Raw genomic sequence first — 14,946 nt, 5'->3', positions numbered from 1 at the left:
AAACAGGGCATACACTGTCAGAAGTAATAGAAAGACGAGGGCGATGTCAGATGGCAGATCGATTTCGAATCATGGAAAAAGAGAGAGAACGGAAGAATCGGATAATACGTTTTGTATTTTTTGTGATGGCAGCTCTCTGTTTTATTTCAAAGGAGGCATGGTCAGCACGGCTGTATGGCATCCAGACTCATATTTTTTCGAATGCTGAGGAAATGTACATGCCGGGACTTGCGTATTTGAACCGGAAACCTCAAAAAACGGTTCATGAGTTTTTCATAGAGCAGTCATATCTTTTTCTGCCAACGGCGGGATATGCGATCAGTCATAAAAGAGAAGGATTTCCTGTGGAAGACAAAGAAACTGCTGCCAAAATATTAGAAGCACAGGCGAATGATGAAAATCGGATCGATGAAAATGGAAATCTTGTCGGAGAAGCAATTCCGGAAACGGTACAAAACTCCCAGACGTCTGCCGGAACAAACGGATCTGTCATCGATATGTCGATTGAAAAATTGAGAGATTTTGATTATTTGCTCGGCAATTTTTATACGGTGGACAGCTCTACTATGATCGGACCGGAACAGTTGAATGCAGATGATCTTCTTGGCAGAAGCATGAAAATCAACTCTGCAAAGAACGGTCCGAAAGTACTCATCTTTCACACACATTCTCAGGAAGAATTTGTTGATTCGATCCCAGGAGATCCTGCAACGAGTATTGTCGGAGTGGGAGAGTATTTATGTGAACTTCTGAACAAGCGCGGAGTGGAAACGATTCATGATACCGGTGTATATGATATTATTAACGGACAGCTTGACAGAAGTAATGCATATGAAAATGCCGAGGCATCCGTTCGTCCGATCCTTGAGGCGAATCCGACGATCGAAGTAGCGATTGATCTCCACAGAGACGGCGTTGCGGAAGGAACGCATTTAGTTACGGAAGTCAACGGAAAACCGACGGCGAAAATTATGTATTTTAATGGATTGAGCCGTTCACGGACAAATGGAGATATTGACTATCTTTATAATCCATACATACAAGATAATCTGGCATTTTCCCTTCAAATGCAGCTTGCATCAGAACGGATGTACCCCGGGTTTGCAAGACATATTTATTTACGGGCATATAGATATAATCTGCATCTGCTTCCAAAATCTCTTTTGATCGAGGCGGGAGCACAGACAAATACGGTAGGAGAAATGAAAAACGCAATGGAAGTTTTGGCAGATACGCTGTGTGAAGTGATATTGGAATAATGGAAGGAACTGGCTTTTTTGACAGAGGCATTTGCTTTGAAAAATGCTATTTACAAGAACTATAACGAGTGGTATCATTAAAAATAATACCCTCAGATGAACAGGATGATGAAATCCTTCGTCTGAGGGTACAATCTCGTTATAATGTGAAAGAGAATATTCATATCCGGCGCAAAGTATATGGAACCGGTGAATACAGCACAAATAGAACGGGAATGAGCGATAAAGGAGAAAGTAAATGGCGGGAAATCATACATATGATGCAGGGAGTATCTCTGTATTAGAAGGTCTGGAGGCAGTGCGGAAACGCCCCGGAATGTATATAGGAAGTGTGTCTACGAAAGGATTGAACCATCTTATCTATGAAATTGTAGACAATTCAGTGGACGAGCATTTGGCGGGATTTTGTACGGAGATCAGCGTTACGTTAGAGAAGGACGGCACAGCAACCGTGACGGATAATGGAAGAGGAATACCGGTTGATATGCATCAAAAAGGAGTTTCTGCGGCAAGACTCGTGTTTACGACGCTTCATGCAGGAGGCAAGTTTGATGATTCAGCCTACAAGACAAGCGGAGGACTTCATGGCGTCGGTTCTTCGGTTGTAAACGCCCTTTCAGCCTTTATGGATGTGAAGATCAGCCGTGACGGTGCGGTGTATCATGACAGATATGAGCGAGGAATTCCGGTGATTGATTTGGAAGACGGACTTCTTCCGAAAATTGCCAAGACAAGAAAGACAGGGACAACGATTAATTTCCTGCCGGACGATACGATCTTCGAAAAAACAAAATTTCGTGCGGAGGAAGTAAAGAGCAGACTGCACGAGACAGCATATTTGAATCCGGAACTGACAATTATCTTTGAGGATAAAAGGGGCGAGCAGACGGAACATATCGAGTATCATGAGCCGGAAGGAATCACAGGATTTATCCGGGATCTTAATAAGAAAAAAGAGGCGCTTCATGAACCTGTTTATTTTCACGGGGACGCAGATGGGATCGAAGTGGAAGCAGCATTTCAGTATGTCAATGAATTTCATGAAAATGTACTTGGATTCTGCAACAATATATATAATGCCGAAGGTGGTACGCATCTGACCGGATTTAAAACGACATTTACAACGGTGATGAATCAATATGCCAGAGAAATCGGAATTTTGAAAGATAAAGATCCCAATTTTACCGGAGCGGATATCCGAAACGGAATGACCGCGATCATTTCGATCAAGCATCCTGACCCTAGATTTGAAGGTCAGACAAAAACAAAGCTTGATAATCCGGATGCTGCGAAAGCAGTAAGCAAAGTTGCCGGAGATGAAGTTGTTCTTTATTTTGATCGTAACCTTGATGTCTTGAAGACCGTATTGTCAAGCGCGGAAAAAGCTGCCAAAATCCGTAAGACAGAAGAAAAGGCAAAAACGAATCTTCTGACAAAACAGAAATATTCCTTTGATAGTAATGGAAAGCTTGCAAATTGTGAGAGCAGAGATCCGAAAAAATGTGAGATCTTTATCGTAGAGGGAGATTCTGCCGGCGGTTCTGCAAAGACGGCGCGGAACAGGAATTTTCAAGCGATCCTGCCTATTCGTGGGAAAATATTGAATGTGGAAAAAGCAAGTATTGATAAAGTTTTGGCAAATGCAGAGATCAAAACAATGATCAATGCGTTTGGATGTGGGTTTTCTGAAGGGTACGGAAATGATTTTGATATTACGAAACTTCGTTATGACAAAATTATAATCATGGCGGATGCAGACGTAGACGGCGCGCATATATCGACACTTTTACTAACTTTATTCTATCGTTTTATGCCGGAACTGATTTATGAGGGACATGTATATATTGCCATGCCTCCCCTTTATAAAGCTATGCCGAAAAACGGGAAAGAAGAATATCTTTATGATGATAAAGCGCTTGAAAGATATCGGAAAACACAGAAAGGTTCCTTCACTCTTCAACGATATAAAGGTCTTGGGGAAATGGATGCAGAACAGTTGTGGGAGACAACTTTGGATCCTGAACGCCGGCTTTTGAAATTGGTGGAGATTGAAGACGCAAGGATGGCCTCCAGTGTGACAGAGATGCTTATGGGAACGGAAGTACCGCCGCGGCGCGCATTTATTTATGAAAACGCAACAGAGGCGGAACTGGATGTCTGACGGAAAATAAAAATCCTGTCCTGTGTATAAGTGGAAGGAAGGAGACGAGAAATGAACAGTGAATCACAGATCATAAGAACCGAATATTCAGATCTTATGAAGAAATCATATATTGATTATGCAATGAGCGTAATCATCTCCCGGGCGCTTCCGGATGTGCGAGACGGACTTAAGCCGGTACAGCGACGTACACTTTATGATATGTACGAACTCGGGATCCGTTATGACAAGCCATATCGAAAATGTGCTCGTATTGTGGGAGATACTATGGGTAAATACCATCCCCACGGAGACAGTTCGATCTATGAAGCGCTTGTAGTGATGGCGCAGGAATTTAAAAAAGGGATAACGCTTGTGGACGGGCATGGAAATTTTGGCTCTATAGAAGGAGACGGCGCCGCTGCAATGCGTTATACAGAAGCAAGGCTGACGAAATTTACTCAAGAAGTATGTCTTGCTGATTTGGATAAAGATGTGGTAGATTTCGGTCCGAATTTTGATGAGACAGAAAAAGAACCAATGGTATTGCCGATTCGCGTTCCTAATTTGCTTGTAAATGGAGCGGAGGGAATTGCTGTCGGTATGGCTACAAGTATTCCGCCTCATAATCTTGGCGAAGTGATTGATGCTGTAAAAGCATATATCAAGAATGATTCGATCAGTACGAAACAACTGATGAAATATATAAAAGGTCCTGATTTTCCGACAGGTGGAATTGTTGTCAATAAAGATGACCTGCTTTCTATTTACGAAACAGGTCAGGGAAAGATCCGGATTCGTGGAAAAGTGGAAGCAGAAGAGATAAAGGGCGGTAAAAAACAGCTTGTGATCAGTGAAATTCCTTACACGATGATCGGGACAGGGATCGGAAAATTTCTGAATGATGTGGCAGGACTTATCGAGTCAAAGAAAACGACGGATATCACAGATATTTCGAACCAGTCTTCTAAAGAAGGAATCCGTATCGTTCTGGAGCTGAAAAAGGGGGCAGATGTAGAAAATCTGAAAAATATGCTCTATAAAAAGACACGCCTTGAAGACACATTCGGTGTAAATATGCTTGCAGTTGCAGACGGCAGACCGGAAACGCTTGGACTGAAAAAGATAATTGAACATCATGTGGATTTTCGATTTGAATTAGCGACAAGAAAGTATCGAACACTTCTTGGAAGGGAAAAGGAAAAAAGTGAAGTCCAGGAAGGATTGATCAAAGCATGCGATGTGATCGATCTTATCATTGAGATTCTTCGGGGAAGTAAATCAGTAAAAGATGCGAAAGCATGTCTTGTAAACGGGGTGACCGACAATATTACGTTTAAGTCCTCAATTTCGAAAAAGATGGCAGTTCTTCTTCGGTTTACCGAACGGCAGGCAACAGCGATCCTGGAAATGCGGCTGTATCGTCTGATCGGTTTGGAAGTGCAGGCGTTGATTGCAGAACATGAGCAGACTTTGAAAAATATCGCCCGCTATGAAGATATTCTTAATCATTATGATTCTATGGCAGAGGTAATCATTGAAGAATTAAATGCGTTTAAAAAAGAGTATGCGAAACCGCGCCGTACAGTTGTTGAAAATGCAGAAGAAGCTGTGTTTGAAGAAAAGAAAATCGAAGAGCAGGAAGTTGTCTTTTTAATGGATCGTTTCGGATACGCGAGAACAGTGGATACTGCTGTTTATGAGCGGAATAAAGAAGCGGCAGACAGCGAGAATAAATATGTAGTACATTGTATGAATACAGGGAAAATATGTATTTTTACAAACAAAGGGAAAATGCATCAGGTGAAAGTTCTTGATCTCCCGCATGGAAAATTCCGGGATAAAGGAGTTCCGATCGATAATATCAGTAACTATTCCAGTGCAGATGAGCAGATCGTCTCTGTATACGATTCTGAACAGATGCGTTTTGCAATGTTTTTGTTTACGACAGCGCAAGGAATGATAAAGAAAGTAGACGGCAGCGAATTTCAAGTGTCTAAAAGGACGATTGCCGCAACGAAACTTCAGGAAGAAGATTTTCTGCTAAGCGTGCAGGTGATCAATGAAAATAAGCATGTTGTTCTTCAGACAAAAAGCGGTTATTTCCTCAGATTCCCTGCTTCAGATGTTCCGGTGAAGAAGAAAGCCGCAGTAGGTGTAAGAGGAATCCGGCTTCAGAAAAAGGATGAGTTGGACAATGTTTACCTTTTTGAAGAGGGAACGGAGACAAAGATTACATATAATGAAAAAGAAGTGACTCTAAACAGACTGAAGACGGCAAAACGGGATGGAACAGGAACAAAAGCGCGAAAATAAAGCGAAAATAGTGCAGAAACCTTGCATTATTAAAAAAACAGTGCTATACTGATAGCAGTTACATAGAAATCCGGCAGAAGAGTGAACGAAAGTTCACTCTTCTTTGTTGCTATGCATACAACAGAAATATCCTGCAGATATTTTTAGTTGTGACCCCATTGAAAAACAGAAGTGGATAGGCAGAACGATTCTGCTGATCAGGAAGAAAGGAAGTATCGCGTGTCAAGAAGAGAAGAATACGAACAGAAAACAGAAGAACTTTTAGACCCTATCGTGTCGGAACTTGGATTTGAACTGGTAGATGTAGAATATGTCAAAGAAGCAGGAACATGGTATCTTCGGGCATATATTGACAAACCGGGAGGGATTACGGTAGACGACTGTGAGGCAGTCAGCAGAAGATTTTCAGATGTTCTCGATGAGAAAGATTATATTTCGGATTCTTATGTGTTTGAAGTAAGTTCACCGGGACTTGGAAGACCATTAAAAAAGGAAAAGGATTTTAAACGAAGTATCGGAGAAGAAGTGGAAATACGCACTTATCGGGCAATCGACCGACAGAAAGAATTTACCGGTATTTTGAAAGAGTTTGATGAGGACACTGTGACCATTGAATATGAGGACGGGACAGAACAGGTATTTGAACGGTCAGAGATAGCTTTAATCCGTCTTGCTTTGGATTTTTAAATTTTAGGAGGAAATGAAAAAATGAACACAGAGTTAAAAGAAGCGTTGACAATTCTTGAGAAAGAAAAAAATATCAGCAAAGATGTTATGATGGATGCGATTGAAAATTCACTGATCAGCGCATGTAAGAATCATTTTGGAACGTCAGACAATATTAAAGTGATCATGGATCGTGACACTTGCGATTATTCTGTATATGCAGAGAAGACGGTAGTGGAAGAAGTATTTGATCCGGCAATGGAAATCAGTCTTGAAGAAGCTGAAAAACTGGATTCGGCACTGCAGATCGGAGATATCGCACAGATCCCTGTACATTCAAAAGAGTTTGGGCGTATTGCAACACAGAATGCGAAGAATCTGATTCTTCAGAAGATCCGTGAAGAAGAGCGTAAAGTAGTGTTTGACCAGTATTTTGAGAAAGAAAAAGATATTGTAACGGGTGTTGTTCAGCGTTATGTCGGCAAAAATATTAGTATCAACCTTGGAAGAGCTGACGCAATGCTCACAGAAAATGAGCAGGTGAAAGGGGAACACTTTAAGCCGACGGAACGTATCAAACTTTATATCGTTGAAGTGAAGAATACACCGAAAGGTCCGAAGATCCTTGTGTCCCGTACACATCCGGAACTTGTGAAACGTCTTTTCGAGGCAGAAGTAGCGGAAGTAAGAGACGGTACGGTAGAAATTAAAAGTATTGCAAGAGAGGCCGGTTCCCGTACGAAGATGGCTGTATGGTCAAATGATCCAAACGTAGATCCGGTAGGCGCGTGTGTGGGAATGAACGGCGCAAGAGTCAACGCGGTTGTTCAGGAACTTCGCGGGGAAAAGATTGATATCATCAACTGGGATGAAAATCCGGCGCTGCTGATCGAAAATTCTCTTAGTCCTGCAAAAGTGATTTCTGTAATGGCTGATCCGGAAGAAAAGATCGCAAGCGTAATCGTTCCTGATTATCAGCTTTCACTTGCAATCGGAAAAGAAGGACAGAACGCGCGTCTTGCGGCAAGACTTACAGGATATAAGATTGATATTAAGAGTGAGACTCAGGCAATCGAGGCAGGAGAACTTCCGGAAAATTATATGGAACAGATGGGACTTGTAGGTGAGGAAGGTTATACCGGAGACTACGAAGAAGAGTATGACGAGGAATATAAAGAGGAGTTCACTGAGGAAGAAGGAAATGATGAAGGCAATGAGCCGGAAGAAATTGAATTTGTTGAGACGGATAATGAGTAAGAACTAAAGGAGTGGGTTATTTGGCAGTCAATAAAAAAATCCCTATGCGTAAATGCGTAGGCTGTGGAGAAATGAAACCTAAAAAAGAACTGCTGCGGATACTCAGGACAGAAACCGGAGAATTCGTCGTGGATGCGCTTGGGAAAGCGAACGGCAGAGGCGCTTACTTATGCCGAAGTGTAGAATGTTTTCAAAAAGCGGTAAAGAACCGCGGATTGGAACGATCATTTAAGCAGGCAATACCGCCGGAAGTATACGAGAGAATGGAAAAGGAGATGGGCGAGATTGAGTAAAAGAGATAAAGTCCTTTCCTTGATCGGACTGGCGATGAAGGCTGGAAAATGTGTAAGCGGCGAGACGATGACGGAAAGCGAGACGAAATCAGGCAGAGCGAAGCTTGTCATTGTCGCAGGTGACGCATCAGAGAACACGAAGAAAAATTTTCGGGATATGTGTAAGTTTTATAAAGTTCCATTTTGTTTCTACGGAGATAAAGATACCTTAGGGCATGCAATGGGAAAAGAATTCCGTGCATCTCTGGCGATACTTGACGAAGGATTTGCAGATGGAATTCAAAGAGAGCTGAAAAACCGAGAGGATATTGCATAAGGAGGTAGTTGTAATATGACAAAAATGAGGGTACATGAACTTGCGAAAGAGCTTGGAATGGAGAATAAAGAGCTTATCGATTTACTGCATAAAAAGAATGTGGAGGTGTCAAACCATATGAGTTCTATTGAGGACAGCATGGCAGATGAAATCCGAAAAGAAAGAACGGCAAAAGCAGAATCAAAAACAGCGGGAGAGGACGCGCCGAAAAAGAAAAATCTGGCATTTGTGATCCGTCCTCAGAATTCAAAAAACAGCAGCCGGATTCAGGGAAAACGCCCGGCTCAAAAACCGGCACGTCCGCAGCAAAACACCCGTCCGAACGAGGGAAAGACAGCAGAGCGTCAGACGGCAAAAGAAACGCGTTTGGAGAAACCATCGGCGGTAAAACCGACAGCGGAAAAGCCGGCAGCTGTGCGTCCGAATACGGAGGCGAAAACAGAAAAACCGGCAGAGCGCCAGGCGGCAGAGAAACCGCAGACAGTACGTCAGGAAAAAGCGGCGCCGGTACAGAATGAAAAAGCATCTGATAAAGAAAGAAAATCTGACAATACTCGTCCGGTAAGAGAAAATCGAGACGCAAGACCGTCATCAGACCGTCCGGTAAGAGAAAATCGGGAGAACCGGGGAGAAAGACAGGGAAGAGACGGAAAATCTTCTGAAAGACAGGGAAGATTTGACCGAGGATCAAATGATCGTCCGCGTCAGGACAGAGGTCAGGGAGGCCGTTCTTTTGGAGATGGACGACAGGGTCAGGGACGCAATGACAGAGACCGCAGACAGAGCGGACAGAATGGTCGTCAGGACAGGGAAAAAAGAGAATCCCGCCGAGATGATGTTGCAGCTTCAATCGTAGAGCAGCAGAAGAGTCAGCGCAATAAAGCGAAAGATAAAGAACGTGACAATAAGAAAAAAGAATACAGAGACGAAGCATTTGACGGAAAAGGAAAGAAAGGCAAGAAACAGAAGCAGGTAGCCGAAGTAAAAAGACCGCAGCCAAAAGAAGAGAAAAAAGAAGAAAAGATCAAACAGATCGTAATTCCGGAAGTGCTTACAATCAAGGAACTTGCTGACAAAATGAAGATTGTTCCGTCTGTGATCGTGAAAAAACTGTTCCTTCAGGGAAAAGTTGTAACAGTGAATCAGGAGATTGATTACGATACTGCAGAGGAGATTGCAATGGAGTTTGAAGTTCTCTGTGAAAAAGAAGAAGTTGTGGATGTGATTGAAGAACTTCTCAAAGAAGAGGATGAGGATGAAAATCTGATGACAAAACGTCCTCCGGTCGTATGCGTAATGGGGCATGTAGACCACGGTAAAACGTCTCTTCTTGATGCGATCCGCCATTCAAATGTGATCGACCGCGAAGCAGGCGGTATTACGCAGCATATCGGAGCGTATGTTGTGGAGGCAAACGGAGAAAAAATTACGTTCCTTGATACACCGGGACACGAAGCGTTTACAGCAATGCGTATGAGAGGAGCAAGTTCTACAGATATTGCTATCCTTGTTGTAGCAGCGGATGACGGTGTAATGCCACAGACAGTGGAAGCAATCAATCATGCGAAAGCTGCCGGAATTGAGATTATAGTTGCAATTAATAAGATTGATAAACCGAGCGCAAATATTGAGCGTGTGAAACAGGAATTGACAGAATATGAATTGATTCCGGAAGATTGGGGCGGAAGCACAATTTTTGTTCCGGTATCCGCGCATACAAAAGAAGGAATTCCTGAGCTTCTTGAAATGGTACTTCTGACGGCAGAAGTTATGGAATTGAAAGCAAATCCGAATCGTGCGGCGAGAGGTCTTGTGATCGAGGCAGAGCTTGATAAAGGAAAAGGATCTGTTGCGACAGTTCTCGTTCAGAAAGGTACGCTTCATGTAGGAGATGCGATCGCGGCAGGAAGCGCACATGGCCGTGTTCGTGCGATGATGGATGATAAAGGACGAAGAGTAAAAGAGGCAGGTCCGTCTCAGCCGGTAGAGATTCTTGGATTAAATGACGTTCCGAACGCAGGAGAAGTGTTTGTAGGATGTGATTCTGAAAAAGACGCCAGAAGCTTTGCGGAAACATTTATCGCTCAGAATAAAGTGAAACTTCTCGATGAGACAAAATCAAGAATGTCTCTTGACGATCTGTTCAGCCAGATCCAGGAAGGTAATTTGAAAGAACTGAACATCATTGTAAAAGCAGACGTTCAAGGTTCTGTAGAAGCAATCAAGCAGAGTCTTTTGAAACTTTCGAATGATGAAGTTGTAATTAAGATCATTCACGGCGGTGTAGGAGCAATTAATGAATCAGATGTCAGCCTTGCTTCAGCTTCTAATGCGATCATTATCGGATTTAACGTTCGTCCTGATGCGACGGCAAAAGAGATTGCAGACAGAGAAGGCGTTGATCTGAGACTTTACAGAGTCATTTACAATGCGATTGAAGATGTGGAAGCGGCAATGAAGGGAATGCTTGATCCGGTATTTGAAGAGAAAGTTCTCGGCCATGCAGAAGTTCGTCAGACATTCAAAGCATCCGGAGTCGGAACAATCGCGGGATCCTATGTTCAGGATGGTATTTTTGAGAGAAATTGTTCGGTACGTTTGATCCGTGACGGAATTGTTGTATTTGACGGACCGCTTGCATCTTTGAAACGATTTAAAGACGATGTGAAAGAAGTAAGAGCCGGATATGAGTGCGGTTTTGTATTCGAAAATTATAATGACATCAAAGAAGGAGATCAGGTGGAAGCTTATAAAATGGTCGAGACTGAGAGAAAATAAATTTGATTGAGAAACAGGACAATTAATTTCGCAGATGAAAAGAGGGAACATCAATGAGAAAAAACAGCATAAAAAATACCCGTGTAAATGCGGAAGTTCAAAGAGAACTGAGTAAGATACTGCGTGGCGGGATCAAAGATCCGAGAGTGTCGCCCATGACATCTGTGGTGGCAGTGGAAGTAGCGCCGGATCTGAAGACATGTAAAGCATATGTCAGCGTACTGGGTGATGAAAAGGCGCGTCAGGATACGATCAAAGGACTGCAAAGCGCGGAAGGTTATATACGCCGTGAACTTGCCCGTACGATTAATATGAGAAATACTCCGGAGATAAAGTTTATTGTAGATCAATCAATCGAGTATGGCGTAAATATAAGCAAGAAGATTGATGAAGTCACAAAGGATTTGAAAGATGAGGCCGGTGATTCCGATGAAGAATGAAAAATTTGATTTAAACCAACTTTTAAAAGATAAAAAGAAAGTTGCCCTGGGCGGACATGTCCGCCCGGATGGCGATTGTATTGGTTCTGTGATGGGGCTGTATCATTATCTGAAGCAGGAATATCCAGAGATCCAAACCGACGTTTATCTGGAAAAAATTCCGGAAGCCTTTCGTTTAATAAAAGGAACGGACGAAGTTTACTCTGAGTTGAGAGATGAGGAGACGTTGTACGATTTGTTTCTTTGTTTAGACTGCGGAGATCCGATGCGTCTTGGATTTTCACGTCCGCTTTTCGAAAATGCAAAAGAATCTGTATGTATTGATCATCATATCAGCAATGAGGCATTTGCAGATTTGAATTATATTGTACCTGATGCAAGCTCGACTTCAGAACTTGTCGTTACGCTTTTGGATGAGGAGCGTATCCCACAGGAATCGGCGGAAGCACTCTATATGGGAATTGTTCATGATACAGGAGTGTTCCGATATTCTTGTACATCACCGGAAACGATGGAAAATGCAGCAAAGCTCATGCGAAAAGGAATCAATGGAAATGAGATCATTGAAAAGACTTTCTATGAGAAAACATATGTCCAAAATCAGATTCTGGGAAGAGCGCTTCTTGAGAGTATGCTTATTATGGATCGAAAGTGTATTGTGTCGGTAATTCGGAAGAATTCTATGGAGTTCTTTCATGCAGAACCGTCTGATCTGGAAGGAATTGTAAGTGTTCTTCGCCAGACAAAAGGGGTAGAGGTTGCTATCTTCTTACATGAGATTGAACCACATAAATATAAAGTGAGCATGCGTTCAAAAGATCTGATAGATGTCAGTGTGATTGCAAAGCATTTTGGCGGCGGAGGACATGTGCGGGCGGCAGGCGTTACGATGGCTGGTTCGGCACATGATGTGATCAACAATATTACAGAACAGATTGCCCGTCAATTTGAAGTTTTAGAGCAAAAAGAAAAAAATTCCATGGTTCAGGAATTCGGTAAGGAATAGGATCATGATAAACGGAATTTTAAATATTTATAAAGAAAAAGGTTATACTTCGCATGATGTCGTTGCCCGTTTGCGTGGAATTGTCGGACAGCGGAAGATCGGTCATACAGGAACGCTTGATCCGGATGCGGAAGGAGTGCTCCCTGTTTGTCTTGGGCGGGCAACAAAAGTGTGTGATTTATTGACTGATAAAGATAAAACATACGAAGCTGTACTTTTGCTTGGTAAAACAACAGATACACAGGATATTAGCGGAACGGTTTTGGAAGAACATGATCTGATGGAACTTGCGGAAGAGAGGGTAAAAGACTGCATAATTCATTTTGTCGGAGAATACGATCAGATTCCTCCGATGTATTCTGCCTTAAAGGTGAACGGAAAAAAGCTGTATGAACTGGCGCGGGAAGGAAAAGTCATAGAACGCAAAAGCAGAAAGGTACAGATCTACGATATTCAGGTGAAGGAAATCAGTCTTCCGCGTGTGAGGATGGAAGTTTCCTGTTCAAAGGGAACATATATCCGCACACTGTGTAATGACATTGGGGATCAGCTTGGAGTCGGAGGATGTATGGAATCGCTTCTGCGTACGAAAGTGAGCCGATTTGAACTGAAAGACAGTGTGAAGATTTCAGAGGTAGAAAAAGCAAAAGAAGAAGGAAGATTAGAAAAAATTTTACTTCCGTTAGACGAAGTTTTTGCAGAATATCCGAAAGTGATCATAAAGGGGCGCTTGGCTTTGCTTGCATATAACGGAAATCCCCTTCCGGGAGAAATTGTGAAAGAAAGACAGACGGCAGAATTTTCAGGCGTGCCGGATGAGTGTAAGAAAATCAGGGTTTATGATGAACAGGGACGGTTTATTGCAATCTACCGTTATCAAAAACAAAAACAAGTATTCCGAATTGAGAAGATGTTTTTTGATCCGGATGAAAAATAGAAGAAATTTTCATTTCATGTAATGTGGAACAATTAAGAGAAAGAGGAGATCATGGAGTACATTACGGGGATTGAACAATATAATGGAAAAGGGAAAACGGCAGTAACGCTCGGGAAATTTGATGGACTTCACAAAGGGCATCAAAAACTGATCGAGAAAATATGCAGTTACTCAAATAAAGATTGTAAAAGTGTTCTCTGTGCGTTCGATATGCATCGAGAAGCGTTAATGACTAAAAGAGAAAGACGGGAATATCTTGACGGAAAGATCGATTTTCTGATTGAATATCCGTTTACAAAAGAACTGCGGGAAATGGAGGCAGAAGTTTTTATTGAACGCATTTTATGCAAAAAACTTCACGCCTCTCATATTGTAGTAGGAAGTGATTTCGCTTTTGGATATGGGAAACGCGGCAGCATAGAGATGCTGGAGAAGTTTTCGGCAAAAAAAGGATATACGCTGGATGTTATTGAAAAAGAGCGTTATGATAAAGCGGTGATCAGCAGTACTTACATCAGAGAGGCTCTTTCGCAAGGTGATATGGATCTTGCTGCTGCATTGTTGGGGTATCCGTACTCTGTTACAGGAATTGTTCAGCATGGCAGACAACTGGGGCGCACACTCGGATTTCCGACAATGAATATCGAGCCGGAACAAGAGAAGATCCTGCCAAGGTTTGGCGTATATGCTTGCCGCATAAAAATGGATGGAAGATGGTATAACGGCGTTGGAAACGTAGGAGTGAAGCCGACGGTTACAGAAGAACATAAGCGTTTAGTTGAAGTATTTGTTTATGATTATGAAGGCGACGCCTATGGAAAGGAGATTACCGTGCAGTTTTGCGGTTTTGAAAGACCGGAAACGAAATTCTCTTCGATAGACGAATTAAGAGAACAAGTGATGCAAGATCTGTCTTACGGAAAAGAATTTTTCCAAATTCATCTATATTCCTAAAAAATGCAGCAATAGTTCGAAAAATATTTGAATAATAGAATCTTTACATTATCAGTAGTCTGTGATATACTACTTGAGGTTAGAAAACCAGCCGATGTTCGGTAATTGGATCACTCCGACCGTTACTTAATGTCAGGCGTTTATAAAAGTATTTTAAGGAGGATTTAACAACATGATCGCAAAAGAAAAAAAACAGGCAATCATCAAAGAGTATGGAAGAAGCGAAGGTGATACAGGATCACCGGAAGTACAGATCGCAATTCTTACAGCAAGAATCAACGAGCTGACAGATCACTTCAAAGCAAACCCGAAAGATCACCATTCAAGAAGAGGACTTCTTAAGATGGTAGGTCAGAGAAGAGGACTTCTTGCATATCTTAAAAAAGTAGATATCGAAAGATATCGTGCGCTGATCGAGAAACTCGGACTTAGAAAATAATCCGGGACTTTGGAAAAGTGAGAGAAGAGAGAGTTATTTTGGCTCTCTCTTTTTTGTGGCATTCAATAATTATCTGCCATTGCCAAAAAAACAGAGGGTGTCGCAAAATCATCAGATTAGATGATTGAGCGATGCCCTCGCTCTA

Annotated in this window: 13 protein-coding genes; all 13 read left to right on the top strand. The window is 42.2% G+C overall.

The genetic code is table 11. The annotated features are described in order from the left end of the window. The first annotated feature begins 50 nt into the window (after positions 1–50). The 13 genes from RCH61_RS02810 (at position 51) to rpsO (ending at position 14,801) form a co-directional block, all read left to right on the top strand. Positions 51–1,259, top strand: coding sequence for a stage II sporulation protein P (locus RCH61_RS02810; RefSeq protein ID WP_178006426.1), 1,209 nt, complete (start codon positions 51–53; stop codon positions 1,257–1,259). Between the two features lie 238 nt (positions 1,260–1,497). Further along, positions 1,498–3,420 carry a DNA gyrase/topoisomerase IV subunit B gene (locus tag RCH61_RS02805; RefSeq protein WP_178006425.1) on the top strand — a complete coding sequence of 641 codons (1,923 nt, stop codon included), beginning with the start codon at positions 1,498–1,500 and terminating at the stop codon, positions 3,418–3,420. Positions 3,421–3,471: 51 nt separating this feature from the next. Next, positions 3,472–5,715: a DNA gyrase/topoisomerase IV subunit A gene (locus RCH61_RS02800; protein ID WP_178006424.1), complete on the top strand. Its 2,244-nt coding sequence runs from the start codon at positions 3,472–3,474 to the stop codon at positions 5,713–5,715. A 219-nt stretch (positions 5,716–5,934) separates the two neighbouring features. Then, positions 5,935–6,402: a ribosome maturation factor RimP gene (gene rimP / locus RCH61_RS02795; protein WP_178006423.1), complete on the top strand. Its 468-nt coding sequence runs from the start codon at positions 5,935–5,937 to the stop codon at positions 6,400–6,402. 21 nt (positions 6,403–6,423) lie between these two features. Then, positions 6,424–7,638, top strand: coding sequence for a transcription termination factor NusA (gene nusA, locus RCH61_RS02790; RefSeq protein WP_306479810.1), 1,215 nt, complete (start codon positions 6,424–6,426; stop codon positions 7,636–7,638). Positions 7,639–7,682: 44 nt separating this feature from the next. Further along, the gene (rnpM, locus tag RCH61_RS02785) at positions 7,683–7,931 is read left to right on the top strand and encodes an RNase P modulator RnpM (RefSeq protein WP_442920443.1); all 249 of its coding nucleotides are present in this window, start codon (positions 7,683–7,685) and stop codon (positions 7,929–7,931) included. Further along, complete coding sequence (locus RCH61_RS02780) at positions 7,924–8,247, top strand: L7Ae/L30e/S12e/Gadd45 family ribosomal protein (RefSeq protein ID WP_178006420.1); 324 nt, start codon at positions 7,924–7,926, stop codon at positions 8,245–8,247. The genes rnpM and RCH61_RS02780 overlap by 8 nt, the downstream gene beginning before the upstream one ends. Positions 8,248–8,262: 15 nt before the next feature. Further along, the gene (infB, locus tag RCH61_RS02775; protein WP_178006419.1) at positions 8,263–11,025 is read left to right on the top strand and encodes a translation initiation factor IF-2; all 2,763 of its coding nucleotides are present in this window, start codon (positions 8,263–8,265) and stop codon (positions 11,023–11,025) included. A gap of 53 nt (positions 11,026–11,078) precedes the next feature. Continuing rightward, positions 11,079–11,465 carry a 30S ribosome-binding factor RbfA gene (rbfA, locus tag RCH61_RS02770; protein ID WP_178006418.1) on the top strand — a complete coding sequence of 129 codons (387 nt, stop codon included), beginning with the start codon at positions 11,079–11,081 and terminating at the stop codon, positions 11,463–11,465. Next, positions 11,455–12,471: a DHH family phosphoesterase gene (locus RCH61_RS02765; protein WP_306479809.1), complete on the top strand. Its 1,017-nt coding sequence runs from the start codon at positions 11,455–11,457 to the stop codon at positions 12,469–12,471. The genes rbfA and RCH61_RS02765 overlap by 11 nt, the downstream gene beginning before the upstream one ends. A gap of 4 nt (positions 12,472–12,475) precedes the next feature. Then, positions 12,476–13,408, top strand: a complete 933-nt coding sequence (gene truB, locus RCH61_RS02760; RefSeq protein WP_306479808.1) for a tRNA pseudouridine(55) synthase TruB — start codon at positions 12,476–12,478, stop codon at positions 13,406–13,408. A gap of 51 nt (positions 13,409–13,459) precedes the next feature. Next, positions 13,460–14,362 (top strand): bifunctional riboflavin kinase/FAD synthetase, encoded by a 903-nt coding sequence (locus RCH61_RS02755; RefSeq protein WP_306479807.1) that lies wholly within the window; start codon positions 13,460–13,462, stop codon positions 14,360–14,362. A gap of 172 nt (positions 14,363–14,534) precedes the next feature. Beyond that, positions 14,535–14,801: a 30S ribosomal protein S15 gene (gene rpsO / locus RCH61_RS02750; RefSeq protein WP_306479806.1), complete on the top strand. Its 267-nt coding sequence runs from the start codon at positions 14,535–14,537 to the stop codon at positions 14,799–14,801. Positions 14,802–14,946 lie beyond the last annotated feature (145 nt).

The sequence above is a fragment of the Mediterraneibacter sp. genome (assembly GCF_030825015.1).
Taxonomy (GTDB): Bacteria; Bacillota; Clostridia; order Lachnospirales; family Lachnospiraceae; genus Mediterraneibacter.
The sequence above is the reverse complement of the archived record's forward strand: the minus strand, read 5'-3'. Positions and strand labels throughout refer to the sequence as shown.